The following is a 20022-nucleotide window of genomic DNA, read 5'->3' as shown; positions in this document are numbered from 1 at the left end:
TTATGACTGCTGAAGGAGGTTCAGCCAGTCGCGTTCACGAAGGATTCCTATCTGGTGGCCTTCTTCACGCAGCTCCATGGCGCGGAGGATCTTGGTGCCGTAGGAGGTGTTCACCCAGTGGGGGGAGATATTCGTCCCGACGATGAGGTAGTGCACCTTTTTGCTTACGGCAGCGACCGGTGTGCATCCAGCCTTTTCTGCCAGGCGCTCGCATGCGGACCTTGTCCCGTAAACGAATTCGCCAGTAAGACAGATGCGACTGTTCTGGAGCGGCGTGGCGGCAGTTTCGTCGAAGGGTAGGGCAGCGACCTCGGATTCGACTGCGCCCGATTCTGCGAAGTCGGAGCCCACCAGTTGCTGCAGTGTTTGCAGAAGATGGGCGCGCTCTTCTGGAGTGATCACACCGTCTGCCATCGCTTCGGCGAGGTATCTGGCGATGGCAGAGCCGGGCCAGCTTTGTGCAACTTCAGGGTTGGAGCTGATCCAGGTGCTGAGCATCTGGATTTCCATGTCGTGCAGCTGGCCGTCAGCCACGATGCCCGTGATGATGCCGCTGAGCACCTGGGCAGACTTGACGAACTGGCGTTGCGCCAGAACGTTTTGAATGGCTTGTTCCTGGGCCATAGCGCTTTTGGTCAGGCGATGGTGCGCAGTTTTTCAAAGTCCATGGTGTAGAGCACGGGCACGCCTGTGCGGGTGCACGTCATGGACAGCTCGGTATCGGTGTCAACTTGCAGATCCTCACCGCGCAGACCCTGCCACATGGCCACATACAGCAGGTGCCCCACTTTGGTTTTGGTCTTGATTGCAGCCTCAACGCCGCCCCGAAAGGGGAGCACGGGCAGCTCGCCTGCGGTTGCCTTTGCCGCAAGCTCGGGCGCGTCCACACGCTTCGCCAGGCCGGTGATCCATGCATTGATTAAGCCTTTGTCGGGCCCCTCCATACGGACAGCGTAGTCTTCGCTGATTGGAGGCGGGTTGTGCGCGGAGTGCGTGACGATCATGCTATTGATTTGTGGACCGACTGAATTTTTTTAGTTACAAAGTTCACGGTATACACCCACCCTTGCGCCCAGGTCAGGCGTGTTTGTCAAGTTTGGGCTGCGTGGCTTGTTTCATGCGCGTGATGGCGCCAAGTAACTGGTCTTCGATCTTTTGCCGGTAGTCGGCATCGAGGAGCTTGAAGTATTCGTCGGGTGTGAAAGTGCTGAAAGGCCAGGTCTTTGCCACGTGGTAGGTGCCTGTCTTTTCATGAACTGCATGCGCTGCGGGCTGTGGCGTCCAAGCGCTAGACGCCATCTGTTGTTCACCATACAGAACCCAGTTCGCGTCGCAGCCTATGTGCTTTTGGGCCTTGAGCGCGCCGCCTTCAGAGACGCCGCGCGCCTCCCAGTTCTTCATGACCTGGGGTGATATGTCGAGCAATCGCGCTACAGCAGACTGACCAGTCACATCCCGCAACTCCCGTGCTGCCGTGTACAGCCTCTCGGTGGTTGAGTGGATTTGTGCCATGGCTGTGATTGTTCCGGCACTAAACACCGCGTTGTTAAACATGGCGATTTGATTTTTATTAAACGCCGTGTTTAAATCGCGGCATGAACGCTCTGCAAAAAGACATCCAGATCATCACCGCCCTGGGTGGACCGTCGAAGGTGGCTGAACTGTTGCACCTGCCTAAAAAGGGCGGGCAACAGCGTGTGCAGAACTGGCTGGCGCGGGGTATTCCGGCGCAGGTCAAGGTCGAGAGGCCGGACCTGTTCATGCCGGAGCTGGTGCAAGCGTCTGCCGCTCCGTCTGCGCACGGGGCTGCACATGCCTAGCGTTTCACTTTCTGCACTCACCACGCCCCAGGCCGCGCCGCCGGGGACCGACTCCTTACCCCTTTCATGGTGTGCCGCGCGCGGGCAGGTGCGCTGCGCTTTGTGCGGCTGCGTGGTGGTGCGCTTTTCTTTTCTCGTTGTCATGGCCCGCAGTGTCTTGCTGCGCGGCCGTGTGTGTCTGTAGCGTTTTGACAGGTGGAGCAGATGGACGTTCTTGATTCCGTTCGGCGCGCGGTGCGCCATTACCCTGGTGGCGTGGAGGCTGTAGCGGCCCGCCTGGGCAAGTCGCCCAGCACGCTGGAGAAGGAACTGCGCGCTGCGCCCCAGTACAAGCTGGGTGCGGTGGATGCCGCCGAGATTGCCGCCATGTGCGTGGAGCTGGGCAGCGACCACGGGGTGGACTACCCCACGCGGGTGGCTGAGGCGGTAGGGGGCATGCTGGTGCTGCTGCCCCGTGGCAATGCCGATGGCGATGCGGTTACCGGGCAGGCCCTGGCGCAGCTGATGCGCGAGTTTGCCGACCTGGTGACTGCGGCGACCAGCGCTGATGCGGATGGCCAGATCAGCAAGAACGAGATTGATGATGTGCGCGCCAAGTGGGCGGCGCTGGTGGCCGATGGGCAGGGCCTGATGCGCCACCTGGACGCGAAGCACCAGCGCACCATGGAGCGTTGGAATGCGCCTGCTTCGGGCAAAGGCGGTGCGGCATGAGACCGGCTGGCGAGGTGCGCACGGCGCTGTTCAATGCCTGCCTGGAGCTGGCGACCCCTGAGCGTGGCCCGACCCTGCGCGAGATGGCTGCAGTGGCCTGCGTGGGCCTGAAGGCGGCGACCCACACGGTCAAGCACATGAGCCGGGCAGGGCAGGTGCGCATTGCGCGCAAGCGGCGGGTGGAGTACCGCAACAACCCGGTGGCCGAGTATGTGCCCGCCGCCCTGGTGGATGGCCAGGATGATGGGTTTGTGGACTTGAGCAGCGTGCTGCGGGCATGGGGCGGCTGATACCTCATGACCCTGAAACAGAATGCCGCCGGTGGTGGAGACGCCGGGTTTTGTAGCGTGTGCCTGGCGGTGGCTGCATGAGCCGGGAGCCATTGCCACCTATCAAGTGGGCCGAGCTTGCGGACGCGCTTCAGCGTACAGCGCTATCTCTGCTGGAGGAGTGGCTGCCGCATGGGAAGTACAACCCGCAGAGTAAGGAATACACCTGCGGGTCATTGTCGGGCGACAGCGGCAGCAGCTTGTCTATCAATGTGGAGAGCGGGCTGTGGAAGGATTTTTCTACGGGTGAGAGTGGGCGCGATCTGCTGGACCTGTATGCGGCAATTCACGACCTGTCGAAAGGCAAGGCGGCTGTGCAGGTGGCGCGGGAGTATGGCCTGGAGAGCGTGGCCGGGCTTGTGATGGCGCCTGCAGCTGGCGTGGCCCTTGCGCCGAAGCCACCACGGCCTGTGCCACCGCCCAAGCCTGTCAAGGAGTCGGAGAAGTGGGAGACCATCAAGCCCGCACCGGCGCACCATGTGCAGCCCACTTTCATCCACCCGGCCAAGGAGCGGAACAAGGACCGCATTGACCACACTGCGCGCTATCAGGTGGGTGATGACCTGTATGGGTTTGTGGTGCGGTTCATCGACAGTGCTGGCGACAAGGTCACGATTCCGTATACCTATGCGCGCAGTCTGCGCGATGGCACCGAGACCTGGAAGTGGCGGTTTTGGGCGGACCCTCGGCCGCTGTACTTTCCTGGAGGGCAGCTGCCCAACGGGCGCACCGTAGTTCTGGTGGAGGGTGAGCGCAAGGCGGATTGCCTGCAGGCCCTGCTCGATGCGATTGCGCCAGGCGTGTATTGCGTGGCCAGCTGGCCGGGCGGGTCGAACGCGTGGCAAAAAGCTATGTGGGAGTGGCTGGCCGGGTGCACAGTGATCATGTGGCCCGACTGCGATTCATTGCGCGAGAAGCCGTCGCGCGATGAGCTGAAAGCCTGCACCACCGATGAAGAGCGGGAGGCGCTGAAGCAGCGCCAGCCGTACATGGCCTTTGAGGCGCAGCCGGGCATGAAGGCGATGCTGGGTATTGGTGCGCTGCTGCGTGACACGCACGGCTGCACGGTGCAGCTGCTGCCGGTGGACAAGCCCGGGGTGAAGCCGTCAGGCTGGGATTGCCGGGACGCCATCGAGACGGATGGATGGGATGGTGAGCGCGTGCTGGCGTTCTTTGGCACGGCAAGGGCTTTGCTGGCCGATGTCTCGGCGCCTGCGCCTGTGCCTGAAGCCGGTGGTGGCGCGCCGCCAAAAAATCGCGAACCCTCGGCTGGCGCCAGTCCGGCCCCAGGTGGGGGCGGCGGTGGTGATGCCGACGATGACCCGTTCGGCATCCTGCTGGACGATGAAGTGGCGCGGCTGCGACTGCGCGGGCGGTGGCTGCTTCGGCCGCGCCGGGGCCTTTTGATTGAGGCTCTGCGGTGTGCGCCGGGCCTGGCTGGGTGTGTGGCGTATGACGAGCTGCGAGAGCGCCCAATTGCTGTGAAGGCGTTCCCGTGGCGCGAGGCGCCGGGGCCCTTGGTGGATGCCGATGTGCTGCGCCTGGCGAACTTCGTGGAGACCTACTACGGCACGGGCGAGGCCAGCGCGCAGACCTGCGAGCAGGCCGTGAACGTGGCGGCCGATGAGAACCGCATTCATCCATTCCGCGACTGGCTGCGGGCTCAGGTCTGGGATAAGAAGCCACGGTTGGAGAAGTGGCTTATCCATGTGTTGGGCATGAAGCCCGAGGAGCTGAAGCCGAAGCGGCTGCGGTATCTGCAGCTGGTGTCCAAGTTCATCGTGATGGGGCATGTGGCCCGGGTGATGACGCCGGGCTGCAAGTTCGATTACTCGGTTGTGCTGGAAGGCAAGGGCGGGATCGGCAAGTCGTCGCTTGTGCGCACGTTGGTGGGCAAAGAGTTCTTTTCAGACACCCACTTCGACATCGGCAGCGGCAAGGATGGCATGGAGCAGCTTAGCGGCATCGTGGCCTATGAGCTGTCGGAGATGACGGCTTTCAGGCGCGCGGACAGCGAGGCGGTGAAGGCGTTCTTTTCGAGCGAGACAGACCGCTACCGGGGCGCCTATGGCCGCTATGTGCAGGAGCACCCGCGCCAGTGCGTGATCTGGTGCACCACGAACAAGCGCCAGTACCTCTTCGACATCACTGGCAACCGGCGCTTCTGGCCGGTGCTGGTGGGTGGACGCACGAACCTGGAATGGTTGCAGAAGTTCCGAGGGCAGCTTTTTGCCGAGGCCTTGGCGCTCATCGAGGCCGGGGAGCGGTATCACCCGGACCCCGAGGAGGAGCGCCTTTACTTCAAGCCAGAGCAAGACCAGCGTCTAGTGGAGACCAGTGTGCAGGGGCGGCTGTGGTCGCTGTTGACGCGCGAGGGGATCTCCAACGCGGACGGCAAGGCCACGCAAGGGCTGAGCGTGCTCACGCAGTTTGTGACCATCCCGGACCTTGTGCAGGCCTTGGGCGCGGACCCGGGCAAGTCCAGCAACATGCTGGACGGCGCTGTGCGGGACTGGTTGTTTGAGAACGGCTGGGAGCCCACCAGGGAAGGGGGCGGTCAGCGCAGGCGAGGCTTTAAGCAGCCAGCTGCGTGGCCTCCGCCATTTGAGCAGGATGAGGAACTGGACGGCGACGAACCGGCGCAGGGCGCTGGCACTGATGCCGGGCCGCAAGACACCCAGGGCGCAGCTGCAGCGCCTTGGGTAGGGGACGACGACTATGCACCACTGTAGGCAGGGATCGGCGCGCACGGCGCCGGAAAAGCCGCAGGTGCTTGAAACGCGCCATGGCGCAACGCTGTCTGGAGGCGCGATTCGCGGCCAGCGTTGCGGTGTGGTGGCGGGGATGTCGTTGCGCGTGAGCGGGTGGCCCATGACGTAGCCCCTAGACCTGCTCAGGCCCCTGGTGCTGGTGTACGCGTGTGCGTGCCGTCCAGCCGTCCAGGGTTTGCCATGGAGTGCGCGGCGGTGGGCCATAGAGCCATATCACCAGTCGAGGCCGCTGCATTGTCTGAATGAATCGAGAGCGCCCTTGATGTGGGCGCAGGCGAGTGGGTGTGTGCGTGCACATGCTCGCGCGTGCGGACTTCCGCCTATGTGTGTGAGGTCTATAGAAATGGTGGACGGGTGGACGGCCCGGAAAGGAGCAGCAGTTATGTCAGAGCAGCAATCGCAGGACGGCATGAAGGCGCTGGTGGATCAGCGGCTGCAGGTGATCAAGTCGCGCATGCCCAATGTGCGGCAGGCCATTGAGGATCGGGCCGCGCTCATCGGCAATGAGGCATTCGCCCTGGTGCGCCGTGGCCTGCGTGGTGAGCCCGGTTGCTTCTATGCGCTGGAAGGCGGGCATGTTGTGGGCACGCCGTTTGGTGAGAAAGACCCGCGCATGGTTCAGGTGGCGCAGTTCCTGGTGCGGTTTGGTAGTGCACACGTGTGCATTTTCCCGATGACGGATGATGAGGCGCGGCAGTATGGCTCGGCTTAAGCACATCCAGCGGCGGCTGGAGAACTGGGCCATCTGGTCATCGCGCGGCGCCAGTGGCGGGCGTGGCTTCGCTACTCGGTCGGTGCTTGCCAGTGAGGTGTGGTCCCGTGGGTCATACAACCATGTGGCCATCCCGGTGGAGGATGAGGAGGCAGCGCTGACCGATGAGGCGGTGCGCGCGCTGAAGCTGGGCAAGGGCCATCTGTTCCTGACGCTGGAGTGCATCTACCTGAAAGACCTGGGGATCAGCGCCACGGCGCAGCGAATGCAGCGGGCGCCGTCCACCATCAAGGCTCAGCTGGAGCAGGCCGATCACGCCATCGCCGCCTGGCTGGAGGCGCGGGCCGAGGAGCATGAGCGCAAGCGGGTTGCGGCCCGTGTATCCGAGGAGAAATCAAAGGCGCTATAGACAGCGAAAGGAGTTCTGCTCCTTAGACCTTTTGGGTACATTTCAGGCACTGTGTCCTTGTTGCGCCTCCACCCGCAACACATCAGTGGGAACCCCGGCAAGTGTTGAGCTTGTCGGGGTTTTTCTTTTGGAAGGCCCGACCGTGACACCTGAGAAACAACAACAGAAGTTGGCGGGCCAATCAAGCGTCGCCCGCAAGGTATTCGAGCACGTGCCCATCAGCGAGGAATGGTCGTCGTTCCAGGTGGCGCGGGAGTTGAATCGCGCTACTGGTAGCTCCATGGACATACGCGTTCTAACTGGGTGCCTGATGACACTGAAGGACGCCGGGCTGGTCCGCGTGTCGGCTTCGGGTGGTTTCCGCCGTGAGGCGGTTGCCCCGCCTATTTCTCCCCCCATCAAGCCTGCACCTATGAAACAACCGAACCCAGCCGCGCAGCCTTCCCGCGAAGTCTCCGCAATCGACCTGCTTGCTGGCATTGCTAAGAGCCTGCGCGCCGTCGCCACTGAGATCGAGACCGCAGCGATTGCCATTGAGGAGTCGCGTGCAAAGGATGAGGGCGAACTGCAGAAGCTCAGGCAACTGCAGGCGCTGTTGAAAGGATTGGGCTAGTGCCCATTGCCGCCCCACGCCCCTGCAGTCACCCCGGCTGCGGGGTGCTGGTACGTGACGGCACAAGCCGCTGTCCCAAGCATCCGAAGAAGTCCTGGGCACCAGCGGCAAAGGAAACCAAGCGCATCACTGGACGCAGGCTGCAGGCCAGGCGCGCTGATCTGTTCAGGCGCCAGCCGCTCTGTGAGGAGTGCGAGCGCAATGGACGCGTGACGCTGGCAACCATCCGAGACCACCGCATCCCATTGGCGGAAGGTGGCCCGGACGATGAGACCAATGAGCAGGCGCTGTGCACCGACTGCCATGACAAGAAGACCAAGGCCGAGACGGCGCGCGGTGTGCGCCGCGCCTGGGGCAACTACCGCGAGGGCTGACATGCACTGCGATCACCCGAGATACCCGGGCTTCCTTGCCGTCGAGGTGCCTTTCGCTGACTGGCTGAATCCATCGATTCCTTCACGTCTCGGGGAGCGCGTGCTGTGGGCTAACAGGACCGCGCACGGCTGGCCCGAGGCTGCGTGTTCGACCGTCACGGTGCTGCGCCGCACGGATGACGCAGCCAGCCGGGCAGAGGGGGAGGGGGTGGGTAAAAGTCTGAGAGGGCCACCCCGGAAACCGACCGCCTAGTCAAATTTTTACGCGCGATAGTTTTGGAGGGGGGGGTACTCCCTGCTCTGCATTGGAGGTTGCTATGGCACAAGTTCATGCCCTTGGCTCGCGGGGGCCGCTGCCCAATCCGCTCTCGGACCGCACCAAAAATCGGGCGTTGGATCTGACGGCCGGGATCAATCCACGCATCGAAATCCCAAGCCCGCCGAAGCACTTGGGGATCGAAGCCCGGAAGGAGTGGAAGCGCATCACGCCGCTGCTGGAAGAGCTGGGGTTGATCAGCGGTCTGGACCGTGCGGCCCTGGCGCTTTATTGCCAGGCTGCAGGTCGGCTGGCCGAGTTGGAGACTTCTTTCAACGGCAAGGTGCAAGCCAAGGTCGATGCGGGGATGGATTACCCCGACGCCGTGTACGAGGTCAGCTACTCGGTAACCCCCAGCGGCTACGCCCAGCAAAGCGTGATCGTGCAGTTGATCAAGTCGCAGCGCGAACAGCTCAACCGCTACCTGATGCACTTCGGCCTCAGTCCTGCGGCCCGTGGCCGTGTGCAGGCCAGCAACTACGTGCAGCCTGAGCTGCCCGGTATAGACCCAAAACCCGAAGCGAAAGCCCAAGGCTTCGCCATGTTTAGCAATCCCCACCGATGAACGAATACGTCGAGCGCGCGCATCAGTACATGCGCGATGTTCTCGGCGGCACGATCCCCTCCTGCAAATGGGTCCGCCTGGCTGTGCAACGCCAGGTGGATGACCTGGCGCGCGAGCCCAGTGAAGACTGGCCCTGGGTGTTCGATGCCGAGCGGGCATCGCGCCCGTGCGCCTTCATTGAGCTGCTGCCCCACATCAAGGGCAAGTGGGCGCGTGAAGGGCGCCAGCTCCAGATGGAGCCCTGGCAGTGCTTCATCCTCACCACCGTCTTTGGGTGGGTGCATCGTGAAACACGGCTGCGCAGGTTCCTGGAGGCTTACGAGGAAGAGGCCCGCAAGAACGGAAAGAGCGCCAAGGGCTCCGGCCTGCTGCTCTACATGCTGACCGCAGACGGTGAGCACGGCGCCGAGTGCTACACGGCCGCCACCACACGCGACCAGGCGCGCATCGTGTTCGATGACGCCAAGGCCATGGCAGAGCGCTCGCCCGGCCTGCGCACGCACCTGGGCGTTGCCATCATGCAGCACAGCCTGACGGTGGCCCACACCAGCAGCAAGGCCGCGCCCCTGGCCGCTGAAGGCAGCACGCTGGACGGCCTGAACGTGCACTTTGCGCTGCTCGATGAGCTGCACGCACACAAGACGCGAGCTGTGTATGACGTGATTGACAGCGCGCGCGGCGCGCGTGAGCAGTCTCTGCTGTGGACCATCACCACGGCGGGCACCGACCGCAGTGGCATCTGCTACGAGCGGCGCACGCACGTCACCAAGATCCTGGACCGGGTGGTTCAGGACGAACGGGTGTTCGGCATCATCTACACGCTGGACGATGGTGATGACCACTTCGACCCGGCGGTGTGGATCAAGGCCAACCCGAACCTGGGCAAGTCGGTCCAGCTCGATGAGCTGCAGGCACAGGCCAGCAAAGCCATGGCCATGCCCAGCGCGCTGTCCAACTTCCTGACCAAGCGCCTGAACGTGTGGGTCAGCGGTGAAAGTCCGTGGATGGACATGCGGGCCTGGGAGAAGTGCGCGGAGCCTGAGCTGAGCATCACAGCCATCCCGGACGGCTCCAGGGTGTACATGGGCCTGGACCTTGCGCAGAAAAAGGACTTTGCAGCGCTCACGCTCGCATGGCAGTCCGAAGTGCTGCGGCCCGGCCCCGATGGCGTGCACGAGCCCGTCACCGTGTGGAACGTGTGCACACGTCTGTACTTGAACGAGCTGGCCGTGCAGGAAAGCGGAAACGCCCACCTGGCAGGCTGGGCCCGGCAGGGCTACGTGGTGGTCACAGACGGTGCACTCACCGACTTCGACTGCGTGGCAGACGATATGCGCATGTACTGCCGCCGATTTGACGTGCAGGAGATCGCATTCGATCCGGCCTTGTCCATGTACTTCGCGGGCAAGCTGATCGAGGAAGGCCTGCCGCTGGTCGAGATCGCGCAGCGCGCCATGTTCTTCACACCGGCACTGATCCAGGTGGAGAACCTGGTGCTTGAGGGCCAGCTGCAGCACGAAGGCAACCCGGTGCTGGCCTGGATGGTCAGCAACCTGGTGGTCAAGCAATCGAAGTTCAACGAGCTGATGCAGCCGACGAAAGAGCGCCCCGAAAACAAGATCGACGGCGTGATCTCCATGCTGATGGCACTGGGCCGAGCACTGGCCAACACCCCCGACGAAGGCGACCGGGACGGCTTCTTTTCCGCGCCCGCAGGCATTGGCGCAAAACCAGCAGGTAATCCATGAAGAAACCAACCGCACAACGCCGACAGGGCCGCATCCGCGCAGCCGTCACCGCGCTGTTCGGCGGCGAAGGTGTCAGCGTCAGCGATCTGCCTGGCATAGCTGCCGTGCTCGGGTCTGACAGTGCGACGGGCGTCACGATCAGCCCGCGCACCATGCTGCAGATCTCTGCTGTGTGGGCTTGCGTGCGACTGATCGCCGAGACCATCGCCACCTTGCCGCTCAGCATCTACGAGCGAACAGGGGCCAACGGCAAGCGCCTTGCGCAGCAGCACCCGCTCTACAGCGTGTTGCATGACGTACCCAACCCCGACGCCACGGCGGCCGTGTTTTGGGAGTCCATGGTTTCGGCCATGTTGCTGCGCGGCGCAGGCCGTGCTGAAAAGCTGATCTTCAACGGGCGCCTGGTCGGTCTGGTGTTCCTCAACCCCGACCGGATCACCCCGCACAAGCGCCAGGGCAACGTGGTGCTGGAATGGCACTACACCGACGAAAACGGCACGCGCCGCATCATTCCAGCGGCCCGCGTCTGGACCATTCCGGGCTTCTCGCTGGACGGCAAAAACGGTGTCAGCGTGGTGCAGTACGGGGCAACGGTCTTCGGCCAGGCCATCGCTGCCGACAAGGCTGCAGGCAAGGTGTTTCGCAACGGTGCGTTGCAGAACATCTACTACACGTTCAAAGACTTCCTCAAAAAGGAGCAGCGCAACGACTTTCGCGAGAACGTCCTGGGCTTGCTGGAAAAGGGGCAGACCCCACTGCTGGAAGGCGGCATCGATGTCAAGCCGCTGACCATCAATCCCAAGGACGTGCAGCTGCTGGAGTCCCGAGGCTGGAGCGTCGAGGAGATCTGCCGCTGGTTCCGCACACCGCCCTGGATGGTGGGGCACACCGAGAAGTCCACCAGCTGGGGCAGCGGCATCGAGCAGCAGATGATCGCCTTCCTGATGTTCACGCTCGGCCCCTGGCTCAAGCGCATCGAGCAGGCGATCAGCAAGGATCTGCTCACGCCCGGTGAGCGCACCCGCTACTACCCCAAGTTCGCTGTCGAGGGCCTGCTGCGGGCCGACAGCGCGGGCCGAGCGGCCTTCTACACCGCGATGGTCAACAACGGCATCTTGACCCGCGACGAAGTGCGCGAGCTGGAAGACCGCGACCCACTGGGCGGCAACGCAGCGGTGCTCACCGTGCAATCCGCCATGACCACCCTGGATGCCCTCGGCCAGGCATCCACCACCGACCAGCAGGCGCGGGCCTCCATCCGCGCCTGGCTGGGCCTTAGCAACGACACCGAGCCGCAGAAAGGCTGACCATGAGCGTGAAAAACCTACCGGCCGCCCCCATGGGCAGGCCGAGCGCCAGCGTGCGCAGCGAGATCCTCCCCCGCGCCTTCGAGCGCTGGAATCCTGGCTTGCGGGCTGCAGCGGCTGAGGATGAGCAAGATCGCAGCATCAGCGTCTATGACGCCATCGGCTACGACTACTGGACGGGTGAGGGCGTCACCGCCCGGCGCGTTGCGTCTGCCTTGCGCACGCTGGGGGCGGGGCCCGTCACGGTCAACGTCAACAGCCCAGGCGGCGACATGTTCGAAGGCCTGGCTATCTACAACCTGCTGCGCGAGCACAAGGGCGATGTGACCGTCAAGGTGCTGGGCGTCGCGGCATCTGCCGCCAGCATCATCGCCATGGCTGGCGACACCGTGCAGATCGCGCGCGCCGCCTTCTTCATGGTGCACAACAGCTGGGTGGTCGCATCAGGCAACCGTAACGACCTGCGCGAAACCGCCGACTGGCTGGAGCCCTTCGATGCGGCCATGGCCGATATCTACGTGGCTCGCACCGGTGCTGACACCAAGGCTATCGCCAAGCTGATGGATGCGGAGTCGTGGATCGGCGGCAGCGCTGCTGTCGAGCAAGGCTTCGCGGATGAACTGCTGCCCTCCGACCAGGTGGGGCAGGGCGACGCCAAGGCACAGGCCCACGCGGCCCGGCGCCTGGAGGCTGCTCTGCGTGCCAGCGGCATCCCCAAGTCCGAGGCCATGCGCCTCATCTCCGAGTTCAAGTCCAGCGCGGGCGATCCCGCTGGCAGCGGTGCGGGCGATCCCACCGAACGCGCTCCGGCCCGACAGGGTGCCGAGGTGCTCTCCGTGCTCCGTGATTTCTCTCTGTCCTAACCCACCACCTGAAAGGTAAACACACCATGCAACGCAAATTTCTCGCGGTCGCTGTGATCGCTCTCTGCGCCGTAGCCATCGGCGCCCAAGCCATGGGAGTCGATGTTGCGGCTCCCGTTCACGCCTTCCTGCTGGCCCACCCGGATATCGTCCTGGGCCTGGGCGGCGCCGCCTTCCTCGGCGACACGCAGAACTTCAACCCCACCGAAATCAAGGCTGCGCTGGACAAGATCAGCAACCAGGTGAAGGAGGCTGGGGAGAAGGCCCTGGCCGAAGCCTCCAAGGGCGTCCAGATGTCCACCGCCAACAAGGAGAAGGTGGACGAAATGCTGATCAAGCAAGGTGAACTTCAGGCCAATCTGAAGGCGGCAGAGCAAGCGCTCGCCCAGATCCAGGCCAGCGGCAACGGCTCCAGCGCACCGCACCAGTCCCTGGGCCAGCGCTTCGTGGAAAGCGAGAGCGTGAAGGCCTTCCTGGGCCAGACCACTCCACGCGGCCGCGTCGATATGCCGGTGAATGCCGCCATCACCGGCCTCACCACCGATGCAGACGGCTCGGCCGGTGACCTGGTGCAAACCACCCGTTTGCCTGGCGTACTGGGATTGCCTGAGCGGCGCATGACGGTGCGTGACCTGATCTCGCCCGGCACCATGGAAGGCAGTGCGCTGGAGTACGTCAAGGAAACCGGCTTCACCAACAACGCAGCACCCGTCGCGGAAGGCGCGAAGAAGCCTGAGTCCACCCTGAAGTACGACCTGATCACCACCACCGCCAAGGTCATCGCGCACTTCTTCAAGGCTTCGCGCCAGATCCTGAGCGACGCACCGCAACTAGCGAGCCTGATCGACCACCGTGGGCGCTACGGCCTGGCCTACAAGGAAGAGCTGCAGCTCCTCAACGGCGACGGCACCGGTCAGAACCTGTTGGGCATCATCCCCCAGGCCACTGCCTACGTGGCCCCGCTGGCCTTGGCTGGAGCCACCCAGATCGACAAGCTGCGCCTCGCGCTGCTGCAGGCCGAGCTGGCCGAGTACCCATCCACCGGCCTGGTGCTCAATCCCATCGACTGGGCAGGCATCGAGCTGACCAAGGACGACACCGGCCGCTACATCATCGGCAATCCGCAGGGCGTCATCGGCGCCACGCTGTGGAATCGCCCGGTAGTCGCCACGCAGGCCATCGCGGTGGACAAGTTCCTCGCCGGTGCCTTCCAGATGGGTGCTCAGGTGTTCGACCGCTGGCAAGCCCGTGTGGAAGTGGCCACCGAGAACGAAGACGACTTCGTCAAGAACCTGGTGACCATCCTGGCCGAAGAGCGCCTCGCCCTGGCGGTGTACCGCCCCGAAGCGTTCATCTACGGTGACTTCGGCCTGGTGCCGTAACAGCTGAGGCGCTACCGCGCCCTGCCTCTCCGCCTCCACTACGCGCGCAACCGGGTAGGGAGACCGGCGGCCTCGGCTTCGGCCGAGGCCTTCACTCAATCAGCAGGAGATCAGCATGTTGATCAAGTTCGTGAAGCCCGACCCACGCGCGGGCGACGTAGTGCGCCTGGACAGCCACCGCGCCCAGCAGTTCATCGACGCCGGTTCAGCCCAGCGCGTGCAAGAGGGCGTTGCGGCGCCTGGAACGGCCCTGCGCGACGATGGTCCCACCGTCCAGGAGTTTGTGGCGGCGGGCTATCTGGCAGTGAACTATCCACCGGCTGGCTATGCATCCAAAAGCACGCCCGAGGAAATCGCGGCTGCCGTAGCCGCAGTTTCCGCCCCCGAGTCCAGCCTGCAGGGTGAATCGACCATCGCTGCGGACGGTGCTGCACCCGCAGCGCCTGCGCCTGAGTCGCCCGCAGCGCAATCGGATGCTGCAGCGCCAACCGAGCCTGCAGCGCCTGCAGCCGCTCCTGCAGTCAAGGCCCCCGCACAACGCAGGGCCTCCACTGCGAAGAAGTAGGACTCGAAGGCATGCCCATAAAACCCACACCAGCCGACGCCATCCTGCGCCTGCGGCTTGACGATAGCCTGGACGGTGATATCGGCAATGCCATCGACCAGGCGCACGCCCAGGCTGTCGCGTTCCTGGACGGTGAGCTGTATGAGGATGACGCAGCCCTTGAGGCTGCGGCGGACCCGAGCGGCATCGTCTGCAAGCCTGACATCATTGCCGCCCAGCTTCTGCTGGTAGACGTCCTGGTGGGCAACAACAGCGCGCAGGACCGCGAGCGCAAAGAGGCGGGCGCATTCAACATGCTGCGGATGCACCGGAACATGGGGGCCTGACATGAACTCGCAGGACCTCGACACCCGCATCAACATCGACAGCCTGCAGGTTGCCAAGGGCACATCCGGCGGGATGCAGAAGGCCTGGGTGCTGCACAGAACGTTGTGGGCCAAGCGCATGGATTACTCCGGCGCAGAACGCAAGGCCTCCAGCGCTGGCGGCGAAGTGGCTGTGGCGCGTGTGGAATTCCTGATACGCCTGCGCGACGACCTGCAGGAAACCATGCGCGTGCGCCACCGAGGCAAAGTCTTCGATATCCAGCACATCAAGCCCCTGGCCAACGCGCGCGGCTGGATGGTGTTGACCTGTGACACGGGGATGAACGATGGCTAAAAGCGAGATCCTCGGCATCGGCGAACTGAGCCAATCCTTCCAAGGCCTCAAGACCGGCATGGAAACCCGCGTAGCTCGCCTCATGGTGGCCTCGGGAGGCGGCGTACTGCGCAGCAAGGCGCGCGGCATCGCTCAGGCTAAAGGGCTGCGCAAGACCGGCGCACTGATCAAGAACATTGTGATCAAGCGCGAGCCGCAGGCCCCGGCAGGCACGGCCCAGTACAACCTGGGTGTGCGGCACGGCGTCAACCTGACCAAGAAGCAAAAGACCAATAGCAAGCTGGCAATCAATAAGACCGGCCGTATCGTCAAGCGCTACGAAGACGACCCGTACTACTGGCGCTTTCCTGAGTTCGGCACCAAGAAGCAACAGGCCACCCCGTTCCTGCAGCCCGCCCTGGAGCAGGGCAAGGAAGAGGTCATCGACGCGATGGCCGACCGCCTGGACAAAGAGCACGCAAAGGTAAGCAAGGCATGAGCACCATTCACCAGCAGCTCGCTGCAGCGCTTACCCCGGCGTTCGACAACACCTGGGCGGTGGAGCTGCCACCCAATCCGCCATGGCCCGCTGCCGTCTTTGACGTGGACAGCAAGCCAGAAGAGACCTGGTGTGCGGGCGGCGGGTACACCCAGCACGATGTCAACCTCATCGTGCTGGCCCGCACCATCGAAGAGCTGGACGTGCTGCTGCCCCTGGACGGTGGCGGCCCGTTCCGCGCTGCACTGGAGGCCATGCCCGCCTACCAGTATGAAGACGACGCGGGAGACGCTGACTACGAGCCCGACCCCGAGATCTTCGCCCGCTACCTCACCGTGCGCCTGCGCACTCCCCGCCACTAACCACCCCTGGAGCCACCATGGCAAAAAGCACCGCAGCCCCTGCGGCGGCTGGCGCAGCTGCGCCCGTCGCCACCCCCAAAGCCGCAAAGCCAGCGCACCACCTGCCCACGCCACCGCGTGCGCGCGATGAGTTCACCGGCATCGGCGGCACCTACACGCGTGACCCCGTAACCGGCGTGCGCACCCGCGTCCCGCCCCCGGCTCCGGCCGAGGCCGACGACAACACCGCAGCAGCCTAAGCAGCGGCCGTTTCTGAAACCCTGACCTGAAAGGAACCCCCATGGCCAAGTCCATGAAAAAGATGCTGCTGCTGGCAAAGAAAGAAGTCACAGCTGGCACCGACGCACTTCCCACTGCAGCGGCCAATGCCATCCTTTGCCGCGCCCTGATGCCGGAGCCCATCACGGCCGAGCAGGTGCAGCGCAACCTGATCCGCCCGTACAAGGGCAATAGCGGTAGCCTCACCGTGGGCGAGCACCGCAAGATCACTTTCGAGGTGGAACTGGCAGGCGCAGGTGCTGCAGGGACTGAACCCGCATGGGGCCTGCTGCTGGAGGCCTGCGGCTTTGCCGCCACCATCACCGCAGGCACGGACGTGACCTACGACCTGGTCAGCGAAGGCGAACCCACCCTCACGCTGTATGGCTACCTGGACAAGACCAAGTTTGTCATCACCAATGCCAAGGGCACGGTGTCCTTCGAGCTGAATGCCAAGGGCATCCCGGTGATGAAGTTCGAATTCCTGGGCACCTACAGTGCCGCCACCGAGGAAGTAGCCATGCCCACCGGCGTGGACTACAGCGACTTCATCCAGCCCAAGACGGTCGGCAAGACCAACACGCCCACCTTCAGCTTTCATGGCTTGTCGGCGTGTATGTCGGCCTTCAGCATCAACCTCGCCAATTCTTTGACGTGGCGCGAGCTGGTCAACTGCGCGGCGCCCCACAGCCCGGACCGCCAGCCCTCGGGCAGCGTCACGATGGAGATGCCCAGCATCACCACCAAGAACTGGGCCGAGATCGTGCGCAACAGCGTTGTGGGCGCCTGCAGCCTGGTGCACGGCACTGTGCCGGGCAACATCATTGAGCTGGCGATGCCTGCCGTGCAGTGCAAGCCGTTCACGCTGCAGGACGACCAGAGCATCGCCATGATCAGCATGCCGTTCGACATCAACCCGGTGGACGGCAACGACGAACTGCAAATCATCGTTCGCTAACCATCCCTGTCCGTGCACACGTGTGCACACCCCGAAAAAGAGCCACCCATCGCGGTGGCTCTTTTGCTTTCTCCCCCCTTTTCCTTACTCACACACCATGTTCATTCTTACCCCCGACGAAACATTCAAGGCCACCGTCAAGGTTCAAGTCGCCATGCCAAAGGGCGGCTGGCGCGAAGAGAGCTTTGTCGCCATCTTCAAACGCACCTTTGAAGAAGACCGCGAAGAGCTGATCAAGCTGTCCAACGTCGAACTGCTGCGCCGCGTGCTCACTGGCTGGGAAATGGTGGACGAAAACCGCGTCCCAGTCCCCTTCAACGAGCAGAACTTCGAGTCCTTCCTGCGCCTCACCGGTGCGGTGCGCGAGGCCATGCTGGTCTATTGGCACCACAACGTAGGCGCCAAAGAAAAAAACTGATTGAGGCCGCGCGCTGGTGGGCGGGTGCCCGCGACGAAGCGCCCGGCACCTTCGAGCCCGACTACAGCGTGCTCGAAGCCATGGAGGCTTGGGGCGCCAGTGCGGACGACATCGACAAGGTGCGTGCCTGCATCGATGCCGCTGCCACTGCCCCCCCTGCAGAGGGCGAGGCCTTCGGTGTGTACGCAGAGAACCTGCCGGTTGTCGCGGCCTTCGTGGCCCTTGCACCTCGCTGGCAGCACGTGAGCCAGGCGTTGGAACCCGCAGGGCTGATCGTGTGGCGGACCGGCTTTGACTGGGCTGCTGTTGAGGCTTGGATTGATCGTCATTGCCGCCGCCGCAAGCGACGCGCGCTGTCTAACGACCTGCAGATCATGGAACGCGCCGTGTTGCAAGCCGACCGCGAACAAAGAGAAAAAGAGGAGTAACCAGCATGTCTGCACTCGGCTCCCTGGTGGTCAAGCTCGGCCTGGATTACGCCCAATACACGGGCGGGCTCGACAAGTCCGAGCAGGCCGCCCTGGCGGCGTCCAAGAAGATTCAGGACACCTTCGACAACATGAAGGCCAAGGTGGCCGCCACGGCGGGCGCCATCGCTGGCGGCCTGGCCGCTGGTTTCACCATCGCAGCCTTCAGAGGCATCGTTTCTGGCGCCATCGAGACCGGCGCCGCACTCGACGATCTGCGCATGCAGACCGGCTCCACGGTCGAAGCCCTGTCGGGCCTGATGGCCGTGGGCAAGTTCAACAACATGGGGCCCGAGCAGATCGGCACCGCCATGAACAAGCTGGCCTCCAATCTGGCCAGCGCCACCGAAGAGGGCAAGGGCGCAGGCAAGGCGCTGGAGGCCCTGGGCATCGACTTTGACAAGTTCAAGTTGATGCGGCCTGAAGAGCAAATGCAGACCGTAGCCAAGGCCATGGCTGGGTTTGAAGACGGCACCGGCAAGGCTGCGGTAGCCATGGCGCTGTACGGCAAGCAGGGCGCGCAAATGCTGCCCTTCCTGCATGACCTGGCTGAGGTCGGCGACCTGCAAGCCAAGGTCACCACCGAGCAGGCTGCGGCCGCCGCAAACCTGGACGACAACCTTCTTCGCCTGAGCACCAGTGGTGAGGGCTGGAAGAAAGAATTGGCCAACGGCATGATCCCCGCGCTGGACCTGGGTGCCCAGGCCCTGGTGGACATGATGAACGGCTCGGGCGGTCTGCGTGAAGAAGTGCGCCGCCTGGTGGCAGACGGCAGCATCAAGCAGTGGACCACCGACGCCATCAAGGGCCTGAGCTACGTGGCAGACGCGGGTCAGATCGCCTGGCGCGTGCTGCAGTCCATCGGCAAGGGCATGGGCGGCTTGGCTGCAGCCCTGGTGCAAGCGCTCAGCGGCGACTTCCGCAGCGCATGGGCCACTCTGCAGGCCTCTGGCCAGGACATGATCGACGTGTTCGATGGTCCTACCGTGGGCGAGCGCTTCCGCGATTCGCTCGACAAGATGGCTGCATCCGCTGCGGCCGCAGGTGACGCAACCGCCAAGGCAAAGCCCAACCTCAACGGCTTTGCCAACACCACCGAAAAGGCTGGCAAGGCCGCCAAAGAGGCCAAAGACCCCTTCGACGCGCTGCGCGAATCCGTGGTCAAGGCCACTGCTGGCTATCAGGCAGAAGCAGCCGCTGGCGAAAAACTCACCGAGGGGCAAAAGAAGGCCGTCGAAGTGCTGGACCAGATCCGCACCGGAAAGGTCAAGGTCACTGAGGTCCAAGCCATCCAGATCGGGCAGGACATCGAGGCGATGCTGGCGGCCGAAGCCGAGAACAAGGCGCGCGAAGAGTTCATCAAGACGGCCGATGCCGAGCGTGCTGCGCGCCTCAAAGTCGTGCAGGCCATGGAGCAGTCGGCCGCCAGCCTGGTGGAGCAGAACCAGGCGATGCGCGAAGAGATCGAGATGATCGGTCTGTCGGATGCCGCGCAGCTGCAGCTCCTGCAAACCCGCAACCGCGCGCTGATCTTGACCAAGGAGGCCACCCTGGCCGAGCTGGAGCGGGCCAGCGTGATCACCGGCACCATGACGCGCGAGCAGATCGCGCTGCAGGCCGAGATCGAAGCGCTGCGCGAGCGCAACGAGCTGCTGGGCGCCAAGTACGACCGCACCATCACGGCAAAGGCCGCAACTGAGGCCGCCAACGAGTGGACGAAGTTTTACGACAGCATCTACAACGGCCTGAGCGACAGCCTGTACCGTGGGTTTGAGGCGGGCAAGGGCTTCTTCAAGTCGTTCTGGGACGGCATCAAAAACCTGTTCAAGACCACGGTGCTGAAGCTGGCGGTGCAGGGCGTGATGACCGGCATCACCGGCGCCCTGGGCCTTACCGTCACGGGCGCCAATGCGGGCGTGACGGGCGGGGGCGGTGG

The 20022-nt window shown here is 63.8% G+C and carries 26 protein-coding genes; 23 read left to right on the top strand and 3 right to left on the bottom strand.

Features of this window, described 5'->3' with window-relative positions:
- The 3 genes from AC07X4_RS18665 to AC07X4_RS18655 form a co-directional block, all read right to left on the bottom strand.
- Positions 1–624: a BRCT domain-containing protein gene (locus AC07X4_RS18665; RefSeq protein WP_494740931.1), complete on the bottom strand. Its 624-nt coding sequence runs from the start codon at positions 622–624 to the stop codon at positions 1–3.
- Positions 625–635: 11 nt separating this feature from the next.
- A complete protein-coding gene (locus AC07X4_RS18660) occupies positions 636–1004 on the bottom strand; it encodes a hypothetical protein (protein WP_494740930.1) in 369 nt (122 codons plus the stop codon).
- A 73-nt stretch (positions 1005–1077) separates the two neighbouring features.
- Positions 1078–1554, bottom strand: a complete 477-nt coding sequence (locus AC07X4_RS18655) for a hypothetical protein (RefSeq protein WP_494740929.1) — start codon at positions 1552–1554, stop codon at positions 1078–1080.
- A 41-nt stretch (positions 1555–1595) separates the two neighbouring features.
- Between AC07X4_RS18655 and AC07X4_RS18650 the strand changes: the two genes are divergently transcribed.
- The 23 genes from AC07X4_RS18650 to AC07X4_RS18540 all read left to right on the top strand — a co-directional run.
- Positions 1596–1820, top strand: coding sequence for a hypothetical protein (locus tag AC07X4_RS18650; RefSeq protein ID WP_494740928.1), 225 nt, complete (start codon positions 1596–1598; stop codon positions 1818–1820).
- 204 nt (positions 1821–2024) lie between these two features.
- Complete coding sequence (locus AC07X4_RS18645) at positions 2025–2531, top strand: phage regulatory CII family protein (RefSeq protein WP_494740927.1); 507 nt, start codon at positions 2025–2027, stop codon at positions 2529–2531.
- Positions 2528–2821, top strand: a complete 294-nt coding sequence (locus AC07X4_RS18640; protein ID WP_343735250.1) for a hypothetical protein — start codon at positions 2528–2530, stop codon at positions 2819–2821. The genes AC07X4_RS18645 and AC07X4_RS18640 overlap by 4 nt, the downstream gene beginning before the upstream one ends.
- 77 nt (positions 2822–2898) lie before the next feature.
- Positions 2899–5592: a virulence-associated E family protein gene (locus tag AC07X4_RS18635; RefSeq protein ID WP_494740926.1), complete on the top strand. Its 2694-nt coding sequence runs from the start codon at positions 2899–2901 to the stop codon at positions 5590–5592.
- A 421-nt stretch (positions 5593–6013) separates the two neighbouring features.
- Positions 6014–6343 carry a hypothetical protein gene (locus tag AC07X4_RS18630; protein WP_343735252.1) on the top strand — a complete coding sequence of 110 codons (330 nt, stop codon included), beginning with the start codon at positions 6014–6016 and terminating at the stop codon, positions 6341–6343.
- Positions 6330–6752 (top strand): hypothetical protein, encoded by a 423-nt coding sequence (locus AC07X4_RS18625; RefSeq protein ID WP_494740925.1) that lies wholly within the window; start codon positions 6330–6332, stop codon positions 6750–6752. The genes AC07X4_RS18630 and AC07X4_RS18625 overlap by 14 nt, the downstream gene beginning before the upstream one ends.
- Before the next feature lie 142 nt (positions 6753–6894).
- Positions 6895–7365, top strand: coding sequence for a hypothetical protein (locus AC07X4_RS18620; protein ID WP_494740924.1), 471 nt, complete (start codon positions 6895–6897; stop codon positions 7363–7365).
- Positions 7365–7739, top strand: coding sequence for an HNH endonuclease (locus AC07X4_RS18615; protein ID WP_494740923.1), 375 nt, complete (start codon positions 7365–7367; stop codon positions 7737–7739). The genes AC07X4_RS18620 and AC07X4_RS18615 overlap by 1 nt, the downstream gene beginning before the upstream one ends.
- A gap of 317 nt (positions 7740–8056) precedes the next feature.
- Positions 8057–8620, top strand: coding sequence for a phage terminase small subunit P27 family (locus AC07X4_RS18610; protein WP_056063296.1), 564 nt, complete (start codon positions 8057–8059; stop codon positions 8618–8620).
- Complete coding sequence (locus AC07X4_RS18605) at positions 8617–10368, top strand: terminase large subunit (RefSeq protein WP_494740922.1); 1752 nt, start codon at positions 8617–8619, stop codon at positions 10366–10368. The genes AC07X4_RS18610 and AC07X4_RS18605 overlap by 4 nt, the downstream gene beginning before the upstream one ends.
- The gene (locus AC07X4_RS18600; RefSeq protein ID WP_494740921.1) at positions 10365–11675 is read left to right on the top strand and encodes a phage portal protein; all 1311 of its coding nucleotides are present in this window, start codon (positions 10365–10367) and stop codon (positions 11673–11675) included. The genes AC07X4_RS18605 and AC07X4_RS18600 overlap by 4 nt, the downstream gene beginning before the upstream one ends.
- Before the next feature lie 2 nt (positions 11676–11677).
- Positions 11678–12538 carry a head maturation protease, ClpP-related gene (locus AC07X4_RS18595; protein WP_056063290.1) on the top strand — a complete coding sequence of 287 codons (861 nt, stop codon included), beginning with the start codon at positions 11678–11680 and terminating at the stop codon, positions 12536–12538.
- A gap of 26 nt (positions 12539–12564) precedes the next feature.
- Positions 12565–13920 (top strand): phage major capsid protein, encoded by a 1356-nt coding sequence (locus AC07X4_RS18590; RefSeq protein ID WP_494740920.1) that lies wholly within the window; start codon positions 12565–12567, stop codon positions 13918–13920.
- Between the two features lie 115 nt (positions 13921–14035).
- Complete coding sequence (locus AC07X4_RS18585) at positions 14036–14485, top strand: hypothetical protein (protein ID WP_494740919.1); 450 nt, start codon at positions 14036–14038, stop codon at positions 14483–14485.
- A gap of 11 nt (positions 14486–14496) precedes the next feature.
- On the top strand, positions 14497–14811 hold the full coding sequence (locus tag AC07X4_RS18580; protein WP_494740918.1) for a hypothetical protein: 315 nt from the start codon (positions 14497–14499) through the stop codon (positions 14809–14811).
- Between the two features lies 1 nt (position 14812).
- A complete protein-coding gene (locus AC07X4_RS18575) occupies positions 14813–15145 on the top strand; it encodes a phage head closure protein (RefSeq protein ID WP_494740917.1) in 333 nt (110 codons plus the stop codon).
- Positions 15138–15623 (top strand): HK97-gp10 family putative phage morphogenesis protein, encoded by a 486-nt coding sequence (locus tag AC07X4_RS18570; protein WP_494740916.1) that lies wholly within the window; start codon positions 15138–15140, stop codon positions 15621–15623. Before AC07X4_RS18575 ends, AC07X4_RS18570 begins: the two co-directional genes overlap by 8 nt.
- The gene (locus AC07X4_RS18565; protein ID WP_494740915.1) at positions 15620–15985 is read left to right on the top strand and encodes a hypothetical protein; all 366 of its coding nucleotides are present in this window, start codon (positions 15620–15622) and stop codon (positions 15983–15985) included. The genes AC07X4_RS18570 and AC07X4_RS18565 overlap by 4 nt, the downstream gene beginning before the upstream one ends.
- 17 nt (positions 15986–16002) lie before the next feature.
- Complete coding sequence (locus AC07X4_RS18560; RefSeq protein WP_494740914.1) at positions 16003–16224, top strand: hypothetical protein; 222 nt, start codon at positions 16003–16005, stop codon at positions 16222–16224.
- Positions 16225–16265: 41 nt separating this feature from the next.
- Positions 16266–17201, top strand: a complete 936-nt coding sequence (locus AC07X4_RS18555) for a phage tail tube protein (RefSeq protein WP_494740913.1) — start codon at positions 16266–16268, stop codon at positions 17199–17201.
- A 97-nt stretch (positions 17202–17298) separates the two neighbouring features.
- Positions 17299–17619: a hypothetical protein gene (locus AC07X4_RS18550; RefSeq protein WP_494740912.1), complete on the top strand. Its 321-nt coding sequence runs from the start codon at positions 17299–17301 to the stop codon at positions 17617–17619.
- Positions 17583–18047, top strand: a complete 465-nt coding sequence (locus AC07X4_RS18545) for a hypothetical protein (protein ID WP_494740911.1) — start codon at positions 17583–17585, stop codon at positions 18045–18047. Before AC07X4_RS18550 ends, AC07X4_RS18545 begins: the two co-directional genes overlap by 37 nt.
- 5 nt (positions 18048–18052) lie before the next feature.
- Positions 18053–20022 (top strand): hypothetical protein (locus AC07X4_RS18540; RefSeq protein ID WP_494740910.1); only part of this gene is annotated, 1970 nt, incomplete at its 3' end.

The sequence above is a fragment of the Acidovorax sp. GW460-11-11-14-LB4 genome, assembly GCF_059423685.1.
The sequence above is the reverse complement of the archived record's forward strand: the minus strand, read 5'-3'. Positions and strand labels throughout refer to the sequence as shown.